General features: G+C 52.8%; 22 protein-coding genes. 15 read left to right on the forward strand and 7 right to left on the reverse strand.

From position 1 onward, the window contains the following. The 4 genes from SCU88_RS09080 (at position 1) to SCU88_RS09095 (ending at position 5933) form a co-directional block, all read left to right on the forward strand. Positions 1-762, forward strand: coding sequence for an SDR family oxidoreductase (locus tag SCU88_RS09080; protein WP_175339801.1), 762 nt, complete (start codon positions 1-3; stop codon positions 760-762). Positions 763-779: 17 nt separating this feature from the next. Then, the gene (locus SCU88_RS09085; RefSeq protein ID WP_175339802.1) at positions 780-1775 is read left to right on the forward strand and encodes a 2-hydroxyacid dehydrogenase; all 996 of its coding nucleotides are present in this window, start codon (positions 780-782) and stop codon (positions 1773-1775) included. Between the two features lie 91 nt (positions 1776-1866). Continuing rightward, positions 1867-3129, forward strand: coding sequence for a PTS transporter subunit IIC (locus SCU88_RS09090; protein WP_175339975.1), 1263 nt, complete (start codon positions 1867-1869; stop codon positions 3127-3129). A 368-nt stretch (positions 3130-3497) separates the two neighbouring features. Beyond that, positions 3498-5933 carry a membrane-bound PQQ-dependent dehydrogenase, glucose/quinate/shikimate family gene (locus tag SCU88_RS09095; RefSeq protein WP_175339803.1) on the forward strand — a complete coding sequence of 812 codons (2436 nt, stop codon included), beginning with the start codon at positions 3498-3500 and terminating at the stop codon, positions 5931-5933. A 51-nt stretch (positions 5934-5984) separates the two neighbouring features. On the opposite strand, the gene SCU88_RS09100 is transcribed toward SCU88_RS09095, so the two are convergent. Together SCU88_RS09100 and SCU88_RS09105 are read right to left on the reverse strand one after the other, a co-directional pair. Next, positions 5985-7274 (reverse strand): carbohydrate porin, encoded by a 1290-nt coding sequence (locus SCU88_RS09100; RefSeq protein WP_175339804.1) that lies wholly within the window; start codon positions 7272-7274, stop codon positions 5985-5987. Positions 7275-7564: 290 nt separating this feature from the next. Beyond that, on the reverse strand, positions 7565-8839 hold the full coding sequence (locus SCU88_RS09105; RefSeq protein ID WP_175339805.1) for an MFS transporter: 1275 nt from the start codon (positions 8837-8839) through the stop codon (positions 7565-7567). A 553-nt stretch (positions 8840-9392) separates the two neighbouring features. Between SCU88_RS09105 and SCU88_RS09110 the strand changes: the two genes are divergently transcribed. From SCU88_RS09110 to SCU88_RS09135, 6 genes are all read left to right on the forward strand, one after another. Continuing rightward, positions 9393-10004: a response regulator transcription factor gene (locus SCU88_RS09110; protein ID WP_175339806.1), complete on the forward strand. Its 612-nt coding sequence runs from the start codon at positions 9393-9395 to the stop codon at positions 10002-10004. A 74-nt stretch (positions 10005-10078) separates the two neighbouring features. Next, positions 10079-10657, forward strand: coding sequence for a common pilus major fimbrillin subunit EcpA (gene ecpA / locus SCU88_RS09115; protein ID WP_175339807.1), 579 nt, complete (start codon positions 10079-10081; stop codon positions 10655-10657). Positions 10658-10727: 70 nt separating this feature from the next. Beyond that, on the forward strand, positions 10728-11405 hold the full coding sequence (locus SCU88_RS09120) for a hypothetical protein (protein WP_175339808.1): 678 nt from the start codon (positions 10728-10730) through the stop codon (positions 11403-11405). Between the two features lie 8 nt (positions 11406-11413). Continuing rightward, complete coding sequence (locus SCU88_RS09125; RefSeq protein WP_175339809.1) at positions 11414-13948, forward strand: TcfC E-set like domain-containing protein; 2535 nt, start codon at positions 11414-11416, stop codon at positions 13946-13948. Then, positions 13938-15545, forward strand: coding sequence for a fimbrial protein (locus tag SCU88_RS09130; RefSeq protein WP_175339810.1), 1608 nt, complete (start codon positions 13938-13940; stop codon positions 15543-15545). Before SCU88_RS09125 ends, SCU88_RS09130 begins: the two co-directional genes overlap by 11 nt. A gap of 11 nt (positions 15546-15556) precedes the next feature. Next, positions 15557-16252, forward strand: coding sequence for a molecular chaperone (locus SCU88_RS09135; protein ID WP_431810117.1), 696 nt, complete (start codon positions 15557-15559; stop codon positions 16250-16252). 22 nt (positions 16253-16274) lie between these two features. On the opposite strand, the gene SCU88_RS09140 is transcribed toward SCU88_RS09135, so the two are convergent. Next, positions 16275-16898, reverse strand: a complete 624-nt coding sequence (locus SCU88_RS09140) for a LuxR C-terminal-related transcriptional regulator (protein WP_175339811.1) — start codon at positions 16896-16898, stop codon at positions 16275-16277. 457 nt (positions 16899-17355) lie between these two features. Between SCU88_RS09140 and SCU88_RS09145 the strand changes: the two genes are divergently transcribed. Next, positions 17356-18006, forward strand: a complete 651-nt coding sequence (locus SCU88_RS09145) for a hypothetical protein (protein WP_175339812.1) — start codon at positions 17356-17358, stop codon at positions 18004-18006. A 2-nt stretch (positions 18007-18008) separates the two neighbouring features. On the opposite strand, the gene SCU88_RS09150 is transcribed toward SCU88_RS09145, so the two are convergent. Next, positions 18009-18362, reverse strand: coding sequence for a nitrous oxide-stimulated promoter family protein (locus SCU88_RS09150; protein ID WP_175339813.1), 354 nt, complete (start codon positions 18360-18362; stop codon positions 18009-18011). 204 nt (positions 18363-18566) lie between these two features. Here SCU88_RS09150 and SCU88_RS09155 point away from each other — a divergent pair, with 204 nt between their 5' ends. Both SCU88_RS09155 and agp read left to right on the forward strand, forming a co-directional pair. Further along, positions 18567-19811: a mechanosensitive ion channel family protein gene (locus SCU88_RS09155; protein ID WP_138096893.1), complete on the forward strand. Its 1245-nt coding sequence runs from the start codon at positions 18567-18569 to the stop codon at positions 19809-19811. A 307-nt stretch (positions 19812-20118) separates the two neighbouring features. Continuing rightward, positions 20119-21366: a bifunctional glucose-1-phosphatase/inositol phosphatase gene (gene agp / locus SCU88_RS09160; RefSeq protein WP_175339814.1), complete on the forward strand. Its 1248-nt coding sequence runs from the start codon at positions 20119-20121 to the stop codon at positions 21364-21366. 46 nt (positions 21367-21412) lie between these two features. On the opposite strand, the gene SCU88_RS09165 is transcribed toward agp, so the two are convergent. Beyond that, positions 21413-21640, reverse strand: a complete 228-nt coding sequence (locus SCU88_RS09165) for a YccJ family protein (protein WP_138096897.1) — start codon at positions 21638-21640, stop codon at positions 21413-21415. Positions 21641-21664: 24 nt separating this feature from the next. After that, entirely contained in the window at positions 21665-22261 is a 597-nt protein-coding gene (gene wrbA / locus SCU88_RS09170; protein WP_138096899.1) for an NAD(P)H:quinone oxidoreductase, read from the reverse strand. 388 nt (positions 22262-22649) lie between these two features. Between wrbA and SCU88_RS09175 the strand changes: the two genes are divergently transcribed. Next, positions 22650-22826 carry a general stress protein gene (locus tag SCU88_RS09175; RefSeq protein WP_138096901.1) on the forward strand — a complete coding sequence of 59 codons (177 nt, stop codon included), beginning with the start codon at positions 22650-22652 and terminating at the stop codon, positions 22824-22826. A 143-nt stretch (positions 22827-22969) separates the two neighbouring features. Further along, positions 22970-23605, forward strand: coding sequence for an HTH-type transcriptional regulator RutR (gene rutR / locus SCU88_RS09180; protein ID WP_138096903.1), 636 nt, complete (start codon positions 22970-22972; stop codon positions 23603-23605). Here rutR and SCU88_RS09185 read toward each other — a convergent pair. Further along, the gene (locus tag SCU88_RS09185) at positions 23602-23997 is read right to left on the reverse strand and encodes a lysozyme inhibitor LprI family protein (protein WP_138096905.1); all 396 of its coding nucleotides are present in this window, start codon (positions 23995-23997) and stop codon (positions 23602-23604) included. The genes rutR and SCU88_RS09185 overlap by 4 nt on opposite strands. Positions 23998-24051 lie beyond the last annotated feature (54 nt).

Raw genomic sequence — 24051 nt, forward strand, 5'->3', positions numbered from 1 at the left:
ATGGATCTGAATCTGAAAAACCGTACGGCCATAATTACCGGCGGCGCGACCGGGCTGGGGAAAGCGTTTGTCCATGCTCTGGCTCGGGAAGGGGCCAATATCTGCTTTACCTGGATGAGTGAGGAGGAAAATCCGCAGCAGCTGGTGGAAAGTATCCGAGCCCGCTACCCGGTTTCCATTATCGCGGTGAAAACCGATCTGGCTGATGAGCAAAGCCGTGAAAACCTGATGGCGAGCTGTATCGACAAGTTGGGAAACGCCGACATCCTGATCAACAACGCCGGTATCTGGCTATCGGGCTACGTCAGTGAAATCAGCCAGCAGGATTGGGATCGGGTGATGAACGTCAATCTGAAGGCGGTATTTCATCTTAGCCAGCTGTTTGTGAATCGCTGTATTACGAGCGGTCGGAAGGGCAGCATCCTGAATATTACCTCGCAGGCCGCTTTCCACGGTTCAACCACCGGTCATGCCCACTATGCGGCGAGCAAAGCCGGGCTGGTGGCGTTTTCCATCTCGCTGGCGCGGGAAGTGGCCCGGCAGAACATTAATGTTAACAATATTGCGGTCGGCATTATGGATACCGCGATGATACGCAAAAACCTGGAGCGCGATCCTGATTATTACGTTAGCCGCATCCCCGTAGGGCGGGTATCTCAACCCGAAGAGATCGCCGATATCGGCGTATTTATGGTATCGCCAAAGGCCAGCTATATGACCGGCGCGACCCTGGATGTGACCGGCGGAATGTTGATGCGCTAATACGTGGGGAATAAAAAATGAAATGTCTTGCGATAGCCGATCTGTTTATTAATCATACGATGATGGAGGACGGACTTCGTCTGCTCCGCGCCAGTGGCATCGAGGTGGTGGTGCGCGAATGGCATCATCCGTCTGTTGAAAAGCTACAGGAGGATAACCTGCGGATAGAGCAGGAGGGCGCCGAAGCCGTGGCGCTGCCCGGCGAACTGCTCCAGGGGGCAGAAGACGCCGGGATCCTGATTACCCAGTTCGCGCCCGTGAATGCTGCGGTACTACAGGCGCTGCCGCAGCTTAAATATATTGGGGTGCTACGAGGCGGCACGGAAAATGTCAATGACGAAATCGCCCGGGCCAGGGGCATTGAAATCCTCAATACGCCGGGGCGTAATGCCCGTAGCGTGGCGGAGTTCACCGTAGGTATGATTCTGGCGGAGATGCGCAATATCGCCCGTTCCCATGATGCGCTACGCGATCGTTTCTGGCGCATTGATAATCCAAACCAGAGCGCGATTCCGGAACTGGGCAACAAGGTGGTTGGTCTGGTCGGATTCGGGCATATCGCTCAGTTAGTGGCCCGTTTTCTGGAAGGGTTTGGCTGCGAAATTATCTTCTATGACAGATATGTTTCAGACCATGAGCGTTACAGGCGGGTGGATGAACTGGACGATCTGGTGCGTCAGGCGGATGTGGTCTCCTTGCATGCGCGCTTAACGGAAGAGACGCATCATCTGATCAACGCTCACCATTTTCGGCTCATGAAAAACAGCGCCATTATTGTTAATACGGCGCGTTCAGGGTTGATTAATGAAGGCGATATGATTGCCGCGCTGCAGGCTGGTGACATCATGGGGGCGGCGCTTGATACCTTCGATGATGAACCCTTTCCTGACGATAGTGCCTTTTATTCGCTGAATAACGTTACGATAACGCCGCATATTGCCGGAAGCACCATCGACGCATTCAGTCATTCGCCGAAATTATTCTCTGAGATATTACTCAATAAGCTCAGTTAATAACTGAACGTCCAGGCTGAAATATCAGATGCCTTTTGGGCACGGCTTTGTTCGTGCCCAAACTGGCGCGCCTTTCTTGAGGGGATAGATGATGGATATTATTAACAGCATTATTAGTCTGGGGGCATCGGTAATGATGCCGGTAATATTCTTTATTATTGCGCTGTGTTTCGGCGTAAAAATCACAACGGCATTTAAGGCCGGTATGCTGGTCGGGATCGGTTTCGAAGGGGTGGGGTTGGTCATTGGACTGCTATTGACCAACCTTGGCCCGGCATCACAGGCTATGGTGGAGCGTATTGGTTTGCAGCTGACTGTAGTCGATACTGGCTGGCCTACGGCCTCCACCATTGGCTGGGGCTCGCCGCTGATGCTGCCGGTGGTTATCGGTTTTATTGCGATCAACCTGGTGATGCTGCTGCTTAAGCTGACGAAAACTGTCAATATCGATATTTTTAATTACTGGATTTTTCTTATTATGGGATCGGTGGTGTATGCTGGTACCCATAATTACTGGCTGGCAGTGGGGATCACCTTTGCTATCTTTATCTTAACGCTGCTGGCAGCAGATCTGACGGCGCCTTATTTACAGAAGAACTATAACTTAAAGGGGATTTCATTTCCCCATCTTACCTGTATAACCTACGTACCTTTCGGTATTATTTGTAATTATATTATCGATAAGATTCCGCTTATCAATAAGATTAACTTTGATCCGGAGAGTATCAATAAAAAGTTTGGCGTATTAGGCGAGCCGCTGACGTTGGGATTTGTTCTGGGACTGCTGCTGGCGTTACTGGCCGGTTACGGTATCTCCGATGCGGTTTCTCTGGCGATTAAGGTGTCTGCCGCAATGTTACTGTTGCCTAAGATGATCGAAATTCTGGTGCAGGGGCTGCTTATTGTCCGTGACGCAGCCGAAGCAAAGCTGAAGGCCAAATTTCCGGGGCGGGATTTCTATATTGGTATGGATACGGCGTTGCTTATCGGCGAGCCTTCGGTGCTGGCAACTGGATTACTGCTGATTCCTGCGGCGGTTGCGCTATCGATTATCCTGCCGGGAAACCGGGTATTGCCCTTTGTCGACCTTGCCTCGCTGATGTTCCTGTTGGCCATGGTCACGCCGTTCTGTAAGCGCAATATGTTCAGGATGTTTATCACCGGCATGCTGATTGTGACCTGTATTCTGTACGTCGGTACCGATATCTCGGCGGAATATACTCAGGCGGCTGTGAACTCCAGCATACCCGTTCCGGAAGGGATGTCTGAAATCACCAACCTGGTCGGTGGTGCTACCACGCCAGTGGGCTGGCTGGCGGTGAAAATCGGCGAGCTGTTTAGCGCGGCGCCGTAAGGCGCTCGCAATCTCCTGAATTCCGGCTCCCTGGTTTTAACGGGGGGCCGTTTATCGGCGCTCTTCCTTATCTCTGCCGCTAAGGTTTATCGACTCAGTCCTTCGTTTTTACAATTCAGCAACCGACGAGAAAAATAAAAATCACCTTTAGTTACATTCTGTTAGGTAATGCTTTTATCCTTTAAGGCTCTTTTGATTCATGGGGTTATGTTGACGTACCAAAAGATTCGTCGCATCATTTGCAGGCTGATTTGTAAATGACTGTACAGGGTTACAGGGATTGACTCATCGGCGCCCGCGTGCCGCTCGGGCCTTCAGGGAAAGCGGGGACTGTGGATGAAAGATTACTAATTCAGGAGATGCTTTGTATGTCTGACTCGTCTTCCAGACCTGGCACAAAGCTTAAGCTATGGTGTTATTTGCTGGCCGTGATTTTGATTGTCACGGGGGGATTTTTCGCTATCGGCGGCGCAAAGCTGGCGATGCTGGGAGGAAGTTGGTACTTCCTTATTGCAGGTATTGTTACGCTGTTATCAGCGCTACAGTTTCTACGAGGTAAATCCTCGGCGGTAGTGTTGTTCCTGCTGGTGTTTGTCGGGACTCTGATTTGGGCGCTGGTAGATGCCGGTCTGGAATTCTGGCCGCTGGTCTCCCGACTGATGGTTCCCGCCGGACTGATGCTGCTGGCGTTTGCCACCTGGCCTGCGTTACGTAAACGTGAGAACAAGGCGCCGCTATCGGTAATCAGTTATGGACTGTGCGCGGTGCTGGCCATCGGGCTGGTGACGGCCTTCGCGCAGATGTTTGTACCGCATCCGACCGTGGCGTTTAATGGTAAACAACTGCCGTTGGCGCCGCTCGACAAGGCCAATGCTCAGAAGAACTGGGATAACTATGGCAATACGCCAGGCGGCAGCCGCTTTGTGGCACTGGACCAGATCACTCGTGATAACGTGAAGGATCTTAAGGTCGCCTGGACGTTCCATACCGGCGATACTCCGATTAGCCCGGACGGCAACGGCGCGGAGGACCAACAGACGCCGCTGCAGGTTGGCGATCGCGTGTTCCTCTGTACTCCGCACAATAACGTGATTGCGGTGGACGCCGACAGCGGTAAAGAGATTTGGAAGCGGGAAATCAACGCCAAATCTCAGGTCTGGGAGCGCTGTCGCGGTCTGGCGTATTTCGACGCCACCAAACCGTTGACCCAGCCGAGCGTACCTGGTTCCACGCCGGTTCCTGCCCCGGCGCTTGCTGCCGGAGATACCTGCCAGCGCCGTATCCTGATGAATACCATTGATGCGCGCCTTATCGCTATCAATGCGGATAACGGTGAGTTCTGCGCCAGCTTCGGCGATAACGGCATTGTCGATCTGAAAGCAGGGCTGGGGGATGCGGCGGATCCTAAGTATCAGCTGACCTCGGCGCCGACCCTGGCTGGCACCACCGTGGTGGTTGGGGGACGCATAGCCGACAATGTGCAGACTGATATGCCAGGCGGTGTACTGCGCGGTTTCGATGTGATTAGCGGTGAGATGCGCTGGGCGTTTGACCCGGGACATGCCGATCCGAATATGAAACTGGCGCCGGGCCAGACCTTTGCCCGCAGCACCCCGAACTCCTGGGCGCCGATGTCCTACGATCCGGCCATGAACACGGTGTTTATCCCGATGGGCAGCTCGTCTGTGGATCTGTGGGGGGCAAACCGTACGCCGTTGGATCACAAGTACGCTACCTCGGTGATGGCGCTGGACGCCACGACCGGTAAAGAGCGTTGGTTATACCAGACGGTACACAACGATCTCTGGGACTTTGATGTACCGATGCAGCCCAGTCTGATCGATTTCCCGATGGATAATGGCTCAACGAAACCCGCTGTGGTCTTTGGTACCAAAGCCGGGCAAATCTTTGTCCTGGACCGCCTGACCGGCAAGCCGCTGACCGATGTGAAAGAAATGCCGGTTAAAACGGCTAATATCCCGAATGAGCAGTATTCCCATACTCAGCCGGTTTCCGTTGGTATGCCGCAGATCGGCACCCAGACTTTGAAAGAGTCGGATATGTGGGGCGCCACGCCGTTCGACCAGCTGATGTGCCGCATTAGCTTTAAGTCTATGCGCTATGACGGTTTGTTTACGGCGCCGGGTACCGATGTTTCCCTTAGTTTTCCGGGATCGCTGGGCGGAATGAACTGGGGAAGCCTGTCGACGGATCCAAATAATCACTACATCTTCGTTAACGATATGCGTCTGGGTCTGTGGGTACAGATGATTCCCCAGAAGGTGGATGCCAACGTTGCCGCCAGCAACGGTGGAGAGTCGGTGAATACCGGTATGGGCGCGGTTCCGTTGAAAGGCACGCCTTACGCGGTCAATAAAAACCGCTTTATGTCGCCGTTGGGCATTCCGTGCCAGAAACCGCCGTTCGGTACCCTTTCCGCCGTGGATCTGAAGACACGTAAAGTCGTCTGGCAGGTGCCGGTAGGTACGGTGCAGGATACCGGCCCGTTCGGCATCAAAATGAAGATGAAAATGCCGATAGGTATGCCGACCCTGGGCGGTACCCTGGCCACTCAGGGCGGACTGGTGTTTATCGCCGGAACCCAGGATTACTACCTGCGCGCTTATGACTCTTCGACTGGCGAAGAGGTTTGGAAAGCCCGACTGCCGGTGGGCAGTGGCGGCGGTCCCATGAGCTACATTTCGCCGAAGACCGGCAAGCAGTACATCCTGATTTCCGCAGGCGGCGCACGCCAGTCTCCGGATCGTGGCGATTACGTTATCGCATATGCGCTGGATGATTAAGAGACTGCGCTAAGGTAAACGCCCTCTTCCTGTGAAGAGGGCGCTTTGGGATCAGAGGGCCATTTTCAGCTGTATTCCGGCCACCCAGGCATTTTTGATCTCCTTACTGGAAAATGCGCCGGGCTCTTTGATGTATTGCAGGCTGGGGCGCAGGCTTAACCAGGGCGTTGCCTGTAGGGTATAGGTCAGCTCGACCAGCTGTTCGGCATGGCTCAAACCACTGGCTTCGCTAGCTTCGGCATAGTCGCCCTGAGCGAGCATACTGTTGATATCGGCATCACGGCTTTTTTCGTTATAGATGGCCCGACCATAGCCGATGGCGATCGCATCATGGGGGCGACTGATAAAGGGGCTATTCAACACCAGCCCGGCGGAATACCAGTGCCGGAAAGGAGAGGTGGATTTATCGGCAACGGTCCATTGTCCAAACAGATGAAGGTTACGGGTTTGATGACTGTCCGATTGCCACAGGGTTTGATCGGCGAGAATATAAGCGCCATCACGCCCGGAAGAGCGGCCCTGTTCATTTCCGATACGCTCTACCCGCGAAGTATCGTGATAGTAGCCAAATTTATATTCGCCAGGAAGCTGACTCTGGTGGTGATAAATAATCTCAACAGGGATAATGGCGCCGGTGGTACCGCTACTGAAGGGTTTAAAAGCTTTAGATGGCGCGCTATTGGTTCGGGGATTAACATCGAAAACCGCCGTCTGAATGCGCCAGTTATCATTAATGTGATAGCTTAGTTCCACACCAAAGTGAGCATTCGGATAATTACTCCAGCCGCTACCGCCAGACAGGGAAAGCGGGTGGGCACAGAATGCGGCATTCATAAAATTCGTTAATATCGACATCCCGCCGAAATCATTACCCATTGCCATCAGTCCCAGCTTATAGGTCAGGTCCGGTGTCAATAATGTGTTGGCATAACTTAATTCTGATAATCGGGTATAAAGCCCGCCGTACACCTCCTGAACCGGTAGCCGGTTTCCAATCAAATCTTCGGACACACTACGTCCGCGGCGATCGTTAAGGGTTATCTGTAGCGTACCCGCCCGTTCGCTATCAAGTAATCTATTCAGATCGAAGGTCGCGCCAATCCGAATTTGTTGAGCATAGCGGGTACCATGTTCCTGGCCGCCGTGTAATACGCCAGCAGTTTCGGATACATATTCTCCGGTCAGTCTGATGCCACTATTTTCCAGTTGATTTCGCGTACCATTCCAGTCTCCGGTCAGAGTGCTTCGATGAAACAGATCGGTGGTTTGTGCGGTACTTTCCCATGAGCAGAGAAGCAATCCAAGGGCGACAGGGGATATCCGTAAAAATACAGCGTTCATTAATCTTCCTGAATGGTGTAAGAAGGAAAGGGGATATTATACCCTGGCATCTTGCGTTGTGGTAAACGAAATGGGGGAAGTGTGTTTTTTTATAATGAGATAGTTTTTAGTTTATTTTTAAATTTGCAACAGGGGAGAATGTCACTGTATGTCATTAAATTTACCGTGACGCGCTAATATAAGAACCATTTTTCCTGTCATGAAGCAGGGATATCGATTTGTTTAACTCAGAGTGCCTCTTACGTTGGCGTGATCGCCGGTGAAAGAGGCACTTTGTGTTTGTTACACCGCTAGCTCTCGGTAAGCAGCACCGCGGTTGACTCGACCGGCTCCTTCACCAGAGTCCAGAGCAGGATGGCGCCAATAAGATCCATTACGCTCAGGATCATAAAGAACGGGTTGTAGCCCACGGTATGGACCAGGGAACCCATAATCAGCGTGCAGAGTAGAATCCCGCTCCAGCCCGCAGTTCCGGCGAAGCCGCTGACCGTCGAAGTCTCATTGCGGGGAAACAGGTCTGTTGCCATGGTAATGACCTGGGTGGAGAGCATTTGGTGGGCAAAACCGCAGACAGAGACCAGGGCAATGGCGAGGTAAGGGCTTTCGACAAACCCGACCAGCGCCAGCGGCAGCATCAGAAAAGCGCCTGCCGTAAAGCCAACCCGACGGGCGTTTACCGTGGAGATCGCCGAACGCTTCATCATCAGGTTATTCAGAAAGCCGCCCGCCATACCGCCAAAGTCGGCAGCCAGAAAGGGCAGCCAGGCGAACAGCGCAATGTCCTTCAGCGGTAAATGGCGTACGGTCATCAGATAGACCGGTAGCCAGAAGTTAATGGTGCCCCAGGCCGGATCGGCCAGAAACCGGGGCAGGGCGATCCCCCAGAAGTTTCGCTGAGTCAGGATAGATTTAATCGAAGGGCGGGCCGCCGTCGCTTTGAGGTGTACCTCCTGGCCATTATCTATCAGCGCCTTTTCGCTGGCACTTATCGCTGGATGTTTGTCCGGAGAGTTATAACCAAACCACCAGATAGCTGCAAACACCAGCCCCATTGCACCAGTGATAACAAAGGCCATTTCCCAGTTGTAAGCCATAATAGCCCAGGCGACCAGAGGCGGCGCCAGCATAGCGCCAATGGAGGTGCCAATATTGGCGATCCCACCAGCGATCCCGCGCTCCCGGGCCGGGAACCATTCGGAATTACACTTCACGCCAGCGGGAATCGCTGAGGCTTCGCTTAGCCCCATTAAACCGCGAAGAAAAGCCAGACCGCCCCAGGAGTGACAGGTCGCATGCGCCATATTCACCACCGACCAGATGACGATCATGATGAAGAAGCCCAGCTTCAGCCCCATGATATCGATCAAAAACCCGCAAATAGGTTGAGCGATGGTATAGGCGAGCTGAAAAGCGCTTAGGATCCAGGCGTACTGCTGTTCATTAATGTGTATTTCCGTGAACAGCGTGGGCGCCGCCACGCTGAGTGAGCTGCGCGCCAGGGCGTTAATAATTGTTCCCAGCGACACCAGCGCTATCATCCACCACCGTAAATTTCTTATTTTCATCTTATATACACCGTATTCTTGCCAGAATTTTCTTATGTACCATACAAGAATGGTCAAAAATGATCGTGTGATCACATTAGCGTAAGGCAAGAGGTACTGGGACGATGATGTGGGCTGGAGCCGTGAAGCGCTATCGGGACAGGTTTTTACTGTTTATCACATCAGTAGCGATAATGATCTGACTTAAAAAAAAAGCATTGTCGCCAATAAGGCCCTGGCGTTGCCAGGGCCATACGGCGTTTTAGATTTCGTTCGAAGATGCTTTTTAACATTTCGTGCTTTCCTGTTTTAACCCTAATAAGCGAAATTCATGGGAAAATTCCTGGTATCATGATGAGAAAATCCGAATGGTTGGAAAATTGTAGTGCAAGCTGGCAATGGCCATCATCAGGAATAGAAGCCTGTTGTGATTTTATGAGTATTTTCAATTAGGATTTTTCCATTTACTTTAATGACGCTAAACATTAAAGATAAAGTTGTCAGGTAACCAATGAATAAATAAGATAGTCATCACAGCGAGTTAACAGGACGTTACCGGGGAAATATTCCATCTATGCTGACCGGGATAAATAAATCCGTACACTGTCTGAGTTGTCATTTTAATTGTGAACTCGGCAATCTTGACTCCGTAAAGAAGCTGAACTGTATTGATAGTAAATATGGTGTATGGCCTGAGAGTAATTTTTATTTGGTTTTGGGAATTGACACATTACTTACCAGACCAGGTTGCAGCCATATTCACAGGGGATTTATCTTTGTTGATTTCTCCTGGTATCACATCAGACGCTTTACTAACGGTCTGTGGCTCGAACACCTTACTAAGACCGGACTGAAGCTGATTCTGGTTGCAGATAAAAGCACGGAGGCACTGGCCTCTTACTGGTACAGCGTTAGCGTAGATATCGCTATGGTGATCTATGTAGCCGAAGGTAAATCCGTAATCGAGCAGAAAATAGAGCGTATTATCTGTGGGCGAATAATTCGTGAACCGCGCCGCAAAAAATTCAGTGAGCTGGAGATTATGGTGCTTCGTCTATTTCTTGATGGATGCACCGTTAAGCAGATTGCCGCTGTGCTTAATTTAAAGCTCAAGCGGGTCTATAACATTAAGTGTATATTGCAGAATAAAATAGGAGGCAGGCTTAATACGATTATTTCGGGATGAAATGGAATTACCTTTATTGTTATATGAAACAATTCCTGTAAAGGACTCAATTTAATTATTTCAAGGAAATACAAATGAACAAAATCGTATTGGCGGGTTTTGTCGCCGCGGCGCTGGTCTCTTCTCAGGCAATGGCCGATGTAACCGCTTCGGCAACCGCCAGCTGGGATGCAACGGCAATTAAAGATACCACCAGCGCGCTGGTGGTCACTCCGCTGAAATCCCTGAATTTTAAATACGCTGAAGGTATTAAAGCGTTTAATACCCAGAGCGGTGCTTTTGATATCACGATTCAGGGGCAGTCCGGCGCGACTGACTTCACGCTGACTTCTCAGATTGTGAGTAACACCCTGAGCCGCAGCACCGATGCTTCCACTCTGGATATCGGCGTTGACTGGAACGGCAGCAAGCTGAGCAAGACGGCCGCCACCACCATGATCGATACGGCGAATAACGTCTCTGCGGGTCTGGATGCGCTGGCCGTGAGCACCGCTTATGCCGGCAGCGATCGCATTAGTACCCAGGGCAACTTCACCTTTTCCGTTGACTCCGCCACTTCCGATGGCTCTACCGTGGCGGCATTCAAGGATCTGACAGACGGCTACTGGAGCGGTGACGTCCGCGTTCAGTTCACCGCCGTGTGGACCATCTAAATCCTTCCGGGCACGCGCCAGCCCATTTGTATGAGTAAGGAGGTCGTTGACCTCCTTTTAAGGATCTCCGATGAAGTTGACTACGTTACTGCCTCTACTTATTTCACTCCCGATTAGCTTTTCCGCCCGGGCGATCAACGTGGGCGAAGTGACCGCCATGATGGGCTCTGACGCTTCCAGTCTGGCAAAAGAGATTATTAACGCCACGGATATGGCGCGTTATGTCAGCGTCAGAGTCGAACGTATCTCGTCTCCCATGGCCGGTGGCGAAACTATCCCGATGGAAAGCAAAGGCGAACTGCTTTCAACTCCTGCCAGCATGATTATGCCCGGCCTGGCAAAAGAGAATTTCCGCTTCTTTTATCAGGGACCGGCCGACGATCGCGAACGCTACTATCGCCTTTCCTGGACCGACGAACCTGTGACGGAATATGGGCAGGATAAAAATAACAAAACCGGCCAGGCCACAACTTCCGCCATTATCGGCACCATCCTTGTCGTGGCGCCGCGCCAGCAACATTTTGACTACACCCACAGCGGAGACTCCGTGACCAACACCGGCAATGTCTCTTTTCGTGTTATCTCATATGGGCCCTGTCGGGATAAGCAAAAAGAGAGCGGTCAGGGTTGCCGTGAACGTTACTACCTGATGCCGGGCGTAACGGTAAAAATCAAATACACCGATCTCGCCAATAAACGGACGCGTATTGGCATCTGGCATGACGGACAATATATAAACGTTAACTGAGAAATGATATGGACAGTCAGGGGTATGTTAAAGGGACGCTATTTGTCGGCCTGCTGCTTTCTGCTTACCCGGCGTTTCCGGAATCAAAAACGACGCCGGTAAGGATTAACGATTATGTGATTCCCGCGGTGTTTGCCAGCGCGCTGTATCAGGGAATGACGGTGCCAGTCTACATTCGCTTTGCCGGTGATACTGATACCCGACGCAGCCAGCAGAAAATTGCCGATGCGCTATTAACGATTAAAGAGAATGAATTTCGCATTAGCAGTATGACCCTGAGCGATCTCCCTGAACGTATCGAGCTGACGGAAGAGTTAAAGTCGCTGCTGGCCGGGCTTCAGGACAAAAGCATCGGTGACGGCCGGCGGGTTTACTTAAATAAAGATGCCGCTCTGTCGCTGGATACCCGATCTTTTTATCTGGAGCTAACCGTTAATAAAGAAGCGATGACGGCGGCTATTCTGCCGCGTACTAATATTCTGGGGGAATCCAGCGCCCGGGGGCTATCCAGCGTGCTGAACTATACCATTGGCAGCTATTACAATCAGTATCGCAGCACGGATAACGCCAGCAGCTACATGACTCTGGATAACACCTGGGCCTGGGGCGAGCATCATATTAATCTGAATGGTTCGCTGTATGGCCTGGGCACCGGCGATCGCAGTGGCGAAATGTACCGCGCCATGTACGAGCGCGACTATCGCGGTCATCGTCTGGCCATGGGAATGGTGGATACCTGGAACCTGCAATCCATTGCCAGTATGAGCGCGCTGAACTCCAGTCGTATCTATGGGATGAGCTACGGCAATAAGAGCAGCACCCGGGTGGAGGATAATACCCTGTCGCTGCTGCCGGTCACGGTTTTCCTGCCCGCAGCAGGGGAGGTGCATGTTTATCGCGACGGTAAGCTGCTCAGTATCCAGAACTTCCCCATGGGGAGTTACGAGATCGACACCTCGCGCCTGCCGTTCGGCGTTTATAACGTGGATGTCCAGGTGGTGGTCAACGGCCGGGTGGCCAGTACCCGCAGCGCGCAGATCAACAAGACCTTCGCCCGGAGTTCGAGCGTGACGGGAGACCTTTCATGGCAGCTGTTTGGCGGCATGCTGGAATACAACCGTATGGACTACCGACGTCATACTAATCTTAACTACGGTAAGAAAGAGACCTGGATCTCCGGCGTGGCGGCGGCGGTCAGTCAGCCCTGGCTGTCGGGCGTTAATCTTAAAACCACGCTTTACGGCTTCGATAATAACGGCGTTACTGAAAGCGAAATTTCCATCGCTTTTAATGAGTTACTAAGTCTGAATCAGCAGGCTCTATTGGCGACGGACAGCAGCTGGCAGAGCATCTCGACTCTTAACCTCAATTTGCCGGGAGGCTACGGTTCATTGTGGGGATCGCGGCAGTTCAGCCATATTGGCGACAGTCTGCCGATGCAAAAGGATGATTTTTTAACCCTGGGCGCAACGGCCAATCTGCGCAAACTAACGCCGTGGCTCGGTTCACTGACCGTCAGCCGTACCGATAACCGCTACACCCGCAATCGCTATACCAACGTGGATTACAGTCAGTCGCTGTTTTCCAACCGCTATGCTTCGGTATCGCTGCGCGCCGGTATTCAGCGCTATCAGTACGACAGCAGCGAAAGCCTGCGTGACAAATATGTGAATATCGATATCTCACTGCCGCTTTCCACCTGGCTGAGCGCCGGGGTATCGAGCGAAAACGGCAGTATGTTGGCTAACCTGACGCTGCGCAAGAATATCGACAATAGCGTGATTACCCAGGCGGGCGCATCGCTTTCGAAGCGGATTAAGCAATCCGGGGATGATAACCGTTATCGCTCTGATGACTTCGCCGCCAGCGGTTATCTGAACTACGACACGAAATATAACGCCGGTACGCTTTCCGCCACCCGCTCATCGTACAGTAGTTCGAATTTCAGCCTCAGCTCTCAGGGGAGCATTGCCTGGGCTAAAGACAACCTGGCCGCAGGCAAAGGGTCTCAGCGTGCGGGGGTGGTGGTCAATACCGGCTTTAGCGAAAAGGGCAGCATGATCGCTCAGATCAATGGCCGCAACTATCCGCTGACCGGCAAGCGGAATTTCATCAGCCTGCCGCCTTACGCTGAATATCGGGTTGAGTTGATGAATGATAAGCACGCCCGCGACAGCGTCGATATCGTTAGCGGGCGTACCAGTCGCGTGGTGCTGTACCCGGGTAATGTGGGGGTGATCAACCCGCAGATCAGGCAGCTGGTCACCGTGTTTGGCCGGGTCAGAACACCGGGCGGCGGCTATTACGCCAGCGCTGATATTCATAACCATATCGGTAAAACCCGTACCGATGACCGGGGTGAATTCGCCATGGATGTGGATAAACGCTACCCCATCATCACCCTGACCGACAGCCGGGGAGCGGTTTGCGAAGCAGAGCTAAATCTTAAGGAGGCGCGTGGCGCGGTCTGGGTCGGCGATATTCAGTGCGATCCCCAGAAACGAACCGCCTCCCGTTCAGGAGAGTATCAGGATGTTTACTAAAGGGAAGGTTGCGCTGTCGATCGTCGGATGGCTGCTGGCGATGCCGGCGCTGGCGGTAACGGCCACCAATAGCGGCTCGGGGTCCAGTAGTTATTTGTTTATCGAAAACAATATCGATAATGAATACTTTATTACCCCTTACTCCCTGGATCCGCGCTTTTCCGGGGCCAATATCTGGACCCGCTATTCCACCAACCAGACCAGCCTGGGCTATATGGGATATGTGGGCTGGGCTTATGCCAACCGTTATTTTGATATGTGGTTAAGCCAGTCGCCGATCGTGCAGCCGTTTCAGGGGATCCGCTGTATGTCCAGCGGCAGCACTTGCCCCTCGTCTGGCTATATCAGTGCAGATGTGATGGATGATGAGGGATTTTATCACGCCCGCTCTGGCAGTAACGTCTATAACGGCAGCTATGGTTTTGCCTCTTTTTCTCCGGCAGCTTATGAGTATTTTCGTCAACAGGCGGTGGGCGCCAGCGATGCCTTCGTCCTGAATATCTGTTATACCACGACCGAATATGACTATGCCTCCGGGGTACGCTGCCGGGATCTGGAATCTGGTGCAAACTGGCGTTATTACACCCTGACAGCCACCAAAGTGGGCCATCTGACGCTTAACAGCACCGGTGCCATGTCGGAAATCTGGGTCGCCAGCGATGGCAGCCCCAGCATTAACGGCGGCGGCGATCTCTGTCAGTTGGGGGTAGTTTCCGGTAATTCCGGCGTGATATGCAAAATGGTCTCTTATTCGCTGCGCCAGACCCAGCGCGTTACCGCATCCCTGAATTTTCGGATGGTAGTGGATACCGCTGAACTGGGCTTTACGCCAGGAAGCGCCGAAATCATGTACAGCGGCGACGGCGCCAGCTGGACGCGCTATGCCACTTCCACCACCTATACCAATGTTTTTACCACCAGCGGCGACTCGGTGTATGTTTTTCTGTCGAATGCTTTCTTTAGTAAAGTGCTAAATTCCGGGAAGGATCTGACCAATAAAGATTCGCTATTCACCTTTTACTTTAATAATACCGTTACCCCGGAGTCTGGCTTCTATCAGTTTACTGCCTCCAGCCAGCTCAATATCATCCCCAAAGAGTATGGCATCAGCATTGTCTCCAGCGATGGTAATTCCCATCCGTCGCGCTCCGGGAAGATCGGCGACCAGGAGCCTATTGAGTTCGAATATAAGGTGACAACTTCGGCGTCGCGCCAGGCCGACAGCATTATGGCCAGAGTGGTGGGAGATACCACGACTATTCGCGGCGTGCCTTACTGCCTGTTCAGCTCCACGGATGGTACGCTGCATGTACCGATTCCGGCCTGGCTCTCCTGGACCTCCGCCAGTGGGGCGACGGTTAAAAGGCGCAACAGCTGCGGCGATGCCGCCGTCGATATGACTGATGCCAACTGGGTGCAGACTGCCTGGAATGCGGCGGTGGATGACGGTTTCTTCTTTACCGCCACGCTTAAGTTACAGTTTCCGATGGATGATTCACGCTCGCAGTTTACGGTGGATGGTATGGACTGGATGGGTACGGTCAGCGCCAGCGGCGAGGTGGAAGTGACTGCAACCTGGACAGGCGTCGATCGTTAAGGAGGCCCGGGGTGTGTTTTAAGCGATGGTGGCGGTTGGTTCTGTTGGCTCTGGCCTGTGCCGCGACGTTACCGGCACGGGCGATACGGCTGGATTCAACGGTCTACGATATGACGCCGCAGCAGAGTTTTATCTCATGGCCGATACTGAATGATAGCCCGCGGGCCAACCTGTACACCATAACGGCCTGGAAAATCGACCGACCGGGGGCTGGGGGAGAGCGGCGCGTGGATGGCAGCGAGCTGGAGGTGGTTTACTCGCCGCTACGTTTTACCCTGCAGTCCGGGCATCGGGACTATTTTAAGTTTTACTACCGGGGACCTCAGGACGATCGCGAACGCTACTACCGGGTGCAATTTAAAGAGACACCGGTTACGCTAATTCCCTGGCGCGAGCGGCGCCAGGGGCTGGATGCGGTTCCGGTGGTTTCAGTGAGCGCTATTCTGGTGGTGCGTCCACGCAAAATGGTCTTTCGCTATGAGGTGGATGAAGCGGCGGGAACGTTAAAAAATAGCGGCAATACCTGGTTCAGGGTGATTGTGCAGCAGGGATGTCAGGGCGATGATGAGAGCGCGATCCAACTGGCATTACTGCCGGGCGATGTGTGGCGCAATAACGCGATTAACGCTCACAAACGGAAATATATTGTCGCTCTGGGGCGCTACCATAAACTTGGACAGGGGTGCTTTGCCGGGCAGCCTCCGTGACAGGGGCGCTTGAGCGCGCCGGTTACACCAGCGCGTGCATGGCGCGCAGGCGGCGTAGCTGTGCCGCTCCTCCAAACTTACGTCCTATCGAATACTGGTGTTGATAGACGCTCTTCACGCTACATCCCAGTCGGCGGGCAATGGCTTTTGTACTGTTTTCTTCCGATCTCGCCCTTAATACCATGACTTCCCTTTCTGTAAAGACGGGGCCCTGGTAAGGCAGTGGATATCGGTTCTGTTGTATCAGGCTGAATCTGCGGTTGAAGATACTATGCTGGCTGTTTTGCACCACCATGATATACACCTTATGGTTCTTTTTTAGCCAGTAGTTGGCTAGTGGCAGCATGACCTGTTCCACGACCAGCAACACGGGTAATGCGATGTTATTGAATACCTGAATCCACTGTTTATGAATCAACAGATGCAGGTTTGCGCTGGAAAAATCGATAACGATAATGCCCCCATGCATCGACCTGTGGTACGGCTTAAAAATAAGCTCGTTAATTGCCAGTTTGAAATAATAGTTCTCATCCGGCCAGATTATTAATTTTTCATCATGGCAGAATCTATTATTATCTATTTGGTTGTTAATTAATCTGCAGTTTAACCCGCATCCCATACAACAAAAGCATTGTGTTCTCGTCATAAATTTGATATCTCGTAGATCGGATATTAAAAATCATTAATTGATTCATCGACTAATCGAAGTTCATTTATCTATTTTATCTTCGTATCGCTGCCTTGCTCGTCGCTCTGGTAGTATGGCAGAAAGCGTTCTGCGTTTAATCAAAGTCATGGTTGGCGTGTTTGTCGCACTACGGCGCAGCGACTATCCTGTGCTTCCTGCTCGCTGTCATAAGAGCGTTTTAGTAACTTACCATGGGATGCATCTTGATGGTCATTTTTTGAGTTTTTATAATTAATTATTATTTATATTAATGTCATTTTGTTTCCATCATTGCGCTAAGATTTGGCTATTTCTTTGATTTTAAATGCTGCTTAATTAAGAATTTACTTATAAAAGGCACGTAACGAAAAAAACGGCCCCGTACAGAGTCGGTATCCTTAAGTTAACCTTAATTTTCGTTATTCCTGTAGGCCTTATGGTTTTTGACAAAAAAATTTCTGCCGCCCCGCTACTGCTGGGCGCTGCTGCGCTGATATTCCCGTTTTTTGCCGATGTGCACTTCCCACTACTTGGTGGAAAAACCGTGGCATGGGTAGAGGATGCGCAGTCTTGCTGGCTGTTATTCGGCGCGCTGTTTACGCTGTTCTATATGCGTCCGGGGAGCCTTGAGGAGGGATCGCGCCAGTTCTGGCTGTGGTCGGTGGTGTGGTGGCTGACGCTATTTGGCAGAGGGATTAGCTGGGGGCGCGACTACTTTCCGGAAGGGCCCAGAATGGTATTCCGGGCTATTTCGGTAGTGTTGATTGGTACGCTGGTACTGGCGTTTTTCTTTTCACCCGCACTGCGCCGCAATGTCGCTGAACGGTTCCGTCACGAAAGGTTACCGCTCTGGACCATGGTGGTCGTTGTGGTGACTTTCCTGATTTCCGATACCGTCGAGCATCATCGTCTGCTGGCGCCGCTGTTCCTGCACCATCACGCCTGGCAGGATCTGATTGAAGAGCTCTATGAACTGCCCTTTATGATTGGCCTGTTTCTGATCGCCTTTACCATGATGAAGCATGAAAAAACGGCGGAGTCCGATGCCCGGGCGCTACACCGGGCCGATGAAGTGCCCGGATACTGACATTAACCTTTGCGCTTTTTAGGCTGGAACTTCTCCGGAACCGGCGGGATCGGCCGCCGATCGTCTATCAGATGGCGCACGGTCAGAACCGGGTGACGCCACAGCATACGTGGACCGGCCCAGCGCATGATTTCTCGCATCTCTTCGCGCTGCGCCGGTTGATAGCAGTGAATCGGGCACTGGCGGCAGGCTGGTTTCTCTTCGCCAAAAGCGCAGCGCTCAAGGCGCTTCACGGCATAACCATACAGCTTCTGATAGTGTTCTGCGTCGGGCTGAGCCTGAGGACAGCGGCGCTGGTACAGCGCGATCATACGGCGGATGGTGAGCTGTTCCCTGCGAATGCGTTTTCCTGTCATGGCGTGGAGCCCTCTGAGTTAAAAAGTGTATCTACAATGCATTTTAACGCTGATAACCTGGCGGCAGCCAGTACTGACAGGCATTTCGGTCACTTTTCTTGCGTACTCCAGGCAGATCTCTGTTTGCCTTCTGTTCAGGCAAAGCAATTGCAACCCCTCACGGGAGGAGGCATGATACTTGCGCCTGAACAATAAGGAGTATTTATGCAGGAGTTAGCTTCGTTTTTTAAGCGATATGGAATAGAACTGAACCAGACCGCATCACTGATACTGGTACTGGCGATTATTCTTGTTACCGCATTAGTCATTCATTTTATTCTGCACCGGGTTGTCCTCAGAACTTTTGAAAAAAAAGCCCAGGCCAGTTCAAAGCTCTGGCTGCAGGTCATTACCCAGAATAAATTATTTCACCGCCTGGCGCTGTTGCTGCAGGGGGTGATCGTCAATGCTCAGTCTGTGATCTGGCTGCATCGCAATGAAGCTGGCGAGATCCTCTCTCTGTGCGCCCAGTTGTGGATTATGCTCTATGCGCTGCTGGCGCTGTTCTCGCTGCTGGATGTCTTTTTGGGGCTGTCGCGTCGCTTTGCGTTTTCTTCGCAACTGCCGTTAAGAGGCATTTTTCAGAGCGTGAAGCTGATTGCCGCCATTGTGGTCGGTATTCTGATGGTTTCGCTGCTGATGGGGAGATCGCCGGCCATTTTGATCAGCGGTCTGGGCGCCATGGCAGCGGTTCTGATGTTGGTATTTAAGGATCCTATCCTGGGGCTGGTGGCGGGGATTCAGCTGTCGGCCAACAACATGCTGAAACTTGGCGACTGGCTGGAAATGCCGAAATATGGTGCCGATGGCGATGTTATCGATATCGGCCTGACTACGGTCAAGGTGCAGAACTGGGATAAAACCATTACCACCATTCCGACCTATGCCCTGGTCTCAGACGCATTCAAAAACTGGAGTGGGATGTCCGCCTCCGGTGGGCGTCGCATTAAGCGCAGCTTTAATATCGATACCACCAGCGTTCACTTTTTGTCACCGGAAGATGAAGCGCGTCTTACCCGCAGCAATCTGCTGAAGCCTTATCTGGATGCCAAACAGAAAGAGCTGAACGAGTTTAACCGCGATTGCCAGGCAGAGGTTTCACCGCTTAACGGGCGGCGTATGACCAATTTAGGCACCTTCCGCGCCTATTTGACTGAATATCTGTATAACCACCCACGTATCCGTCGGGATATGACGCAAATGGTGCGTCAACTCCAGCCGGATGATAATGGTCTGCCGCTTGAAGTTTATGCCTTTACCAATACCGTAGCCTGGCTGGAATATGAGGCGATTCAGGCCGATATCTTCGACCATATCTTTGCCATCATTGATGAGTTCGGTCTGCGGGTACACCAGTCCCCGACCGGCAATGATATTCGCTCGCTGGCATCGCTCGCTCGTTCCGGGTAGTAATCGTATCCGTATAGGGAGGCGGGCCTGCGGGCCCGTTTTTTTTGGCTAAAAAAAACCTGCCGGGAGAGGCAGGTAGAAGATAGCATTGACCTGAAAATATACCTAAGTCCGAAGTACCGGGATCTTTCAGCACATAAAGTCAGTATAGACAGTTTCGGATTATTTCATTTTTTTTAAGATTTTTCCTGGCAATGCAATGTTCAGACTGGCTGTTACGCTATTTTGTGCCAGGCGTCAGAGGCATAGCCAATAATATCTGTCACACTCATGGCGCTAATAAACGTGAATAAAAAGGGATCACCGAATGAAAAAAAGAATAATTTGTGGCGTCCTGGGAGCACTACTGACTTTACCCGCGCTGGGGGCCACGCAGGAGACTCCAGAGGGATACCAGTTGCGTCAGGTGTTGATGATGAGCCGTCACAATCTGCGGGCGCCGCTGGCGAATAATGGCAGCGTCCTGGAGCAGTCTACCTCCCATCCCTGGCCGAAATGGGAAGTCCCGGGTGGTCAGTTGACGACCAAAGGCGGGGTACTGGAAATCTACATGGGCCGCTATATGCGCCAGTGGCTGGGGGAGCAGGGGCTGGTAAAAGGAGATGACTGCCCCGGTGACAGTCAGGCGTATATCTACGCGAATAGCCTGCAACGCACGGTAGCGACGGCGCAATTCTTTGCCGCTGGCGCCTTTCCGGGCTGTAATATTCAGGTTCATCATCAGGCTAAAATGGGCACCATGGATCCGGTCTTTAATCCGGTGATCACCCGTGACGATCCCGCTTTCAGTAAAGCTGCTGTTAGCGCGATGGAGGCCCAGCGTAGTCGCTACGCGCTGGATGACAGCTTTAAGCTGTTGGAGGAGATCGCCGACTATAAAGATTCCCCGGTCTGTAAAGAGCAGCATCAGTGCGAGTTAAGCGGTGGTAAAGACAGCTTCAGCGCCAGGCTGAACCAGGAGCCGGGCGTTAGCGGGCCGCTTAAGGTAGGGAATTCGCTGGTGGATGCGTTTACCCTTCAGTATTACGAAGGCTTTCCGGAGCAGGAGGTTGCCTGGGGCGAGATTAAGAGCGATCGCCAGTGGCAACTGCTGTCGGCGTTGAAAAATAGCTACCAGGAGTCGCTGTTTACTTCGCCCCAGGTTGCCCGCAACGTGGCGGCGCCGCTGATTAACTATATTGATAAGACTCTGGAAGCGTCGGCCGACAAGGCTCCGGCACTGACGGTGCTGGTGGGGCATGACTCCAACATCGCCTCGCTGCTAAGCGCCCTTAATTTCCGTCCTTATCAACTGCCGGGGCAGTACGAGCACACCCCGATAGGGGGCAAACTGGTGTTTCAGCGTTGGCATGACGGGCGCGCTAATCGCGAGCTGATGAAGGTGGAGTATGTTTATCAGAGCAGCGATCAGCTGCGTAAGGCCCAGCCGCTGTCGCTGGAAAATCCTCCGCAGCGGGTCACGCTGGAGCTGGCGGGATGCCCGACAGACGATAACGGCTTCTGCCCAATGGATAAGTTCAATGAGGTGATGCGTCAGGCGGCTGCCGGCAAGTAATGGTGTGACCCTCTCCCGGTCCGGGAGAGGGCTGATATCAGGAGGATCAGACGTTCTTACGTTCGATGGTTTGCTCGCCCCAGAACAGGGAATCTTTATCCGTGCGGGAAAAGGCCAGGGCCAGGACGTCATCGTTACCTTCTTCCCAAATCTGTTCCGCTTTTTTCTCATCGTATTTTGCGACTTCAAAAATCGCTTCGGCAATTTCCGGCGATGTATTACGCAAGGATGCCCATTCACCAACGTTATGCTTTTTAGACTCTTGATTTAACATGCTTTCCTCCCGTAGGGGTCCGACTTAACCATTCAGTTTGACTGCCAGCCCTGCGACATACTCGCCCTGGTAACGGGCTATTGCCAGCTCTTCCTCGCTCGGCTGACGGGAACCGTCACCGCCAGCGATGGTGGTTGCGCCGTAAGGGGTACCGCCGCGTACCACGGAGATATCAAACAGCTCCTGGGCGGCGTAGCCGATGGGCACGATCACCATACCGTGGTGGGCGAGGGTAGTCCAGGTAGATGAAATGGTGTGCTCCTGGCCGCCGCCGGTGCCGGTAGAGCTGAAAACGCTGGCCAGCTTGCCGTACAACGCGCCGGAAGCCCACAATCCCCCGGTCTGGTCCAGGAAGGTGCGCATCTGGCCTGACATATTGCCGAAGCGCGTCGGGGTACCGAAGATAATGGCATCGTAATCGGCCAGCTCCTGGGGAGTGGCGACCGGTGCATTCTGGGTTTTTCCACCCGCTTTTTCGAAGACGTCAGGCTTCATGGTTTCTGGTACGCGTTTCAGCGTTATCTCTGCACCATTTACCTTTTCAGCACCCTCAACGATAGCGCGGGCCATCGTTTCAATGTGTCCATACATGGAATAATAGAGCACCAGTACTTTAGCCATTCGTCTTACTCCTCAGTTTTATGATGTAAGCGGCATAACGCCGCATTAATATAAAGATTATGACGTGCTGGCCAGAGTGCAAACCAGAGCGCACTTTCCATGACTTACCGCAAGTGGGCACCATAAATACGGTCCTCTCTGTAGCATCAGGACACATTTTTTCTGCCCGGCTTTTTGACTTCATAAGAGCGGGTTAGCCTGGTCAGGAAACCGGACGGGGCGGTAATTTCGTTATGGTATTACAAAATGTAACCATGCCCCGATCGGTCGGGGCGGCTGGGCTACCCTTGTTATTACGTGGGTAATACTGGCGTCGGGCGCCAGCCGCGGAATCAAATCTTGTTGGTGTAATGCTCTCTCACCATTTCACTTACTCCGGAGGTCAGAAATGGCAAACCATCGTGGCGGTTCAGGCAATTTTGCCGAAGACCGGGCAAGAGCATCCGAAGCGGGCCGCAAAGGTGGCCAGCGCAGCGGTGGGAACTTCAAGAATGACCCACAGCGTGCCTCTGAGGCCGGTAAAAAAGGGGGAAGAAACAGCCACGGCGCGCGTAACAGCGAATAATCTGCCGGGCTGTTAACCATGGGGCATTAACCCTGCCTCTGCCGCCGCCGGGGTGAGAGTCCCGGCGGTTTTCTTTGTCGGCGACGGTGCTGTCGGCGTTCTGTTTTGCTATTCTGTCGCCAAAACTGGCAGGGAGTGAGCGCATGGCTGGCAGCGCAACAACACCGGGGCGGCGTTCACAGGCGGTCGCGGCGAAGAAAACGGCGATTTTGAGCGCCGGGCTGGACTATTTCTCACGCTTCGGCCTTCATGGCGCCAGCCTGGAGCAGGTCGCTGAACGGGCCGGGGTATCGAAAACCAATCTGCTTTACTATTACCCGTCGAAAGAGGCGCTCTATGTGGCGGTGATGCGTCAGATTCTGGATATCTGGCTGGCGCCGCTGCGGGCCTTTCGTACCGATCTGGAGCCGCTGGCGGCAATTGGCGACTACATCCGGCTGAAGATGGAGGTATCCCGGGATTATCCGCAGGCATCCCGGCTATTCTGTCTGGAGATGCTGCAGGGTGCGCCTTTGCTAATGGGAGAGCTGGAAGGGGATCTGCGAGGGCTGGTGGCGGAAAAGTCGGCGATCATCAGCGGATGGGTGGCCGCAGGTAAACTGGCGCCGGTCGATCCTCATCATCTGATCTTTATGATTTGGGCGACGACTCAGCACTATGCTGATTTTTCCACTCAGGTTGAGGCGGTTACCGGCCAGACCTTAGCAGACGACGGCTTCTTTCGTCAGACCGTCGCCAGCGTGCAGCAAATGATTCTGGAAGGGGTTCGTCCGCGCTAGCGCCGGGAGGGCACCGGACAACTCAGATCCCCTTCGTCGCAATGGGAAAAGGATTCCAGAAAACCGCTGCGCTCACGGGTTTTGTCCGTCAGGCATTGATTCCATACCAGTGCCTGGGCACTACCGCCTTCGGCCCCGGAGCTGACAAATTTACAGTCAGCATCGCGTACTTTGATCCACGCCTCTTCCGAGAGCTTTAACAGCTCCTGCTGCTGCGGGTTGGCGCGCTTAAGCAGCGACTGATAACTCTGATTCAACTGCTGGTCCGCTTTTTTATATTCATCGGCGGCACATTGATTCATTTCGGTTTGCGATTGCGCCTCTGCGCAGTCTGCGGCCCAGGCAGACTGGCCCAGCAACAGGCTGGCGGCAATAAGATAACGATATTTCATAATACTCCCCTGAAAAAGGCTCCTTTAATAAGGAGCCTTTTCACTGTAGCGGAG

The organism is Jejuibacter sp. L23 (genome assembly GCF_050815825.1).
GTDB classification, from domain to species: domain Bacteria; phylum Pseudomonadota; class Gammaproteobacteria; order Enterobacterales; family Enterobacteriaceae; genus Jejubacter; species Jejubacter calystegiae.

Bases quoted from the DNA above. Each gene is read 5' to 3' on its own strand.
- SCU88_RS09085 (WP_175339802.1), top strand. From the start codon at position 780: ATGAAATGTCTTGCGATAGCCGATCTGTTTATTAATCATACGATGATG.
- SCU88_RS09110 (WP_175339806.1), top strand. From the start codon at position 9,393: ATGCTGACCGGGATAAATAAATCCGTACACTGTCTGAGTTGTCATTTT.
- agp (WP_175339814.1), top strand. From the start codon at position 20,119: ATGAAAAAAAGAATAATTTGTGGCGTCCTGGGAGCACTACTGACTTTA.
- SCU88_RS09155 (WP_138096893.1), top strand. From the start codon at position 18,567: ATGCAGGAGTTAGCTTCGTTTTTTAAGCGATATGGAATAGAACTGAAC.
- SCU88_RS09165 (WP_138096897.1), bottom strand. From the start codon at position 21,640: ATGTTAAATCAAGAGTCTAAAAAGCATAACGTTGGTGAATGGGCATCC.
- wrbA (WP_138096899.1), bottom strand. From the start codon at position 22,261: ATGGCTAAAGTACTGGTGCTCTATTATTCCATGTATGGACACATTGAA.
- SCU88_RS09175 (WP_138096901.1), top strand. From the start codon at position 22,650: ATGGCAAACCATCGTGGCGGTTCAGGCAATTTTGCCGAAGACCGGGCA.
- SCU88_RS09130 (WP_175339810.1), top strand. From the start codon at position 13,938: ATGTTTACTAAAGGGAAGGTTGCGCTGTCGATCGTCGGATGGCTGCTG.
- SCU88_RS09185 (WP_138096905.1), bottom strand. From the start codon at position 23,997: ATGAAATATCGTTATCTTATTGCCGCCAGCCTGTTGCTGGGCCAGTCT.
- rutR (WP_138096903.1), top strand. From the start codon at position 22,970: ATGGCTGGCAGCGCAACAACACCGGGGCGGCGTTCACAGGCGGTCGCG.
- SCU88_RS09095 (WP_175339803.1), top strand. From the start codon at position 3,498: ATGTCTGACTCGTCTTCCAGACCTGGCACAAAGCTTAAGCTATGGTGT.
- SCU88_RS09145 (WP_175339812.1), top strand. From the start codon at position 17,356: ATGGTTTTTGACAAAAAAATTTCTGCCGCCCCGCTACTGCTGGGCGCT.
- SCU88_RS09105 (WP_175339805.1), bottom strand. From the start codon at position 8,839: ATGAAAATAAGAAATTTACGGTGGTGGATGATAGCGCTGGTGTCGCTG.
- SCU88_RS09120 (WP_175339808.1), top strand. From the start codon at position 10,728: ATGAAGTTGACTACGTTACTGCCTCTACTTATTTCACTCCCGATTAGC.
- SCU88_RS09100 (WP_175339804.1), bottom strand. From the start codon at position 7,274: ATGAACGCTGTATTTTTACGGATATCCCCTGTCGCCCTTGGATTGCTT.
- SCU88_RS09150 (WP_175339813.1), bottom strand. From the start codon at position 18,362: ATGACAGGAAAACGCATTCGCAGGGAACAGCTCACCATCCGCCGTATG.
- SCU88_RS09140 (WP_175339811.1), bottom strand. From the start codon at position 16,898: ATGACGAGAACACAATGCTTTTGTTGTATGGGATGCGGGTTAAACTGC.
- SCU88_RS09080 (WP_175339801.1), top strand. From the start codon at position 1: ATGGATCTGAATCTGAAAAACCGTACGGCCATAATTACCGGCGGCGCG.
- ecpA (WP_175339807.1), top strand. From the start codon at position 10,079: ATGAACAAAATCGTATTGGCGGGTTTTGTCGCCGCGGCGCTGGTCTCT.
- SCU88_RS09125 (WP_175339809.1), top strand. From the start codon at position 11,414: ATGGACAGTCAGGGGTATGTTAAAGGGACGCTATTTGTCGGCCTGCTG.
- SCU88_RS09090 (WP_175339975.1), top strand. From the start codon at position 1,867: ATGGATATTATTAACAGCATTATTAGTCTGGGGGCATCGGTAATGATG.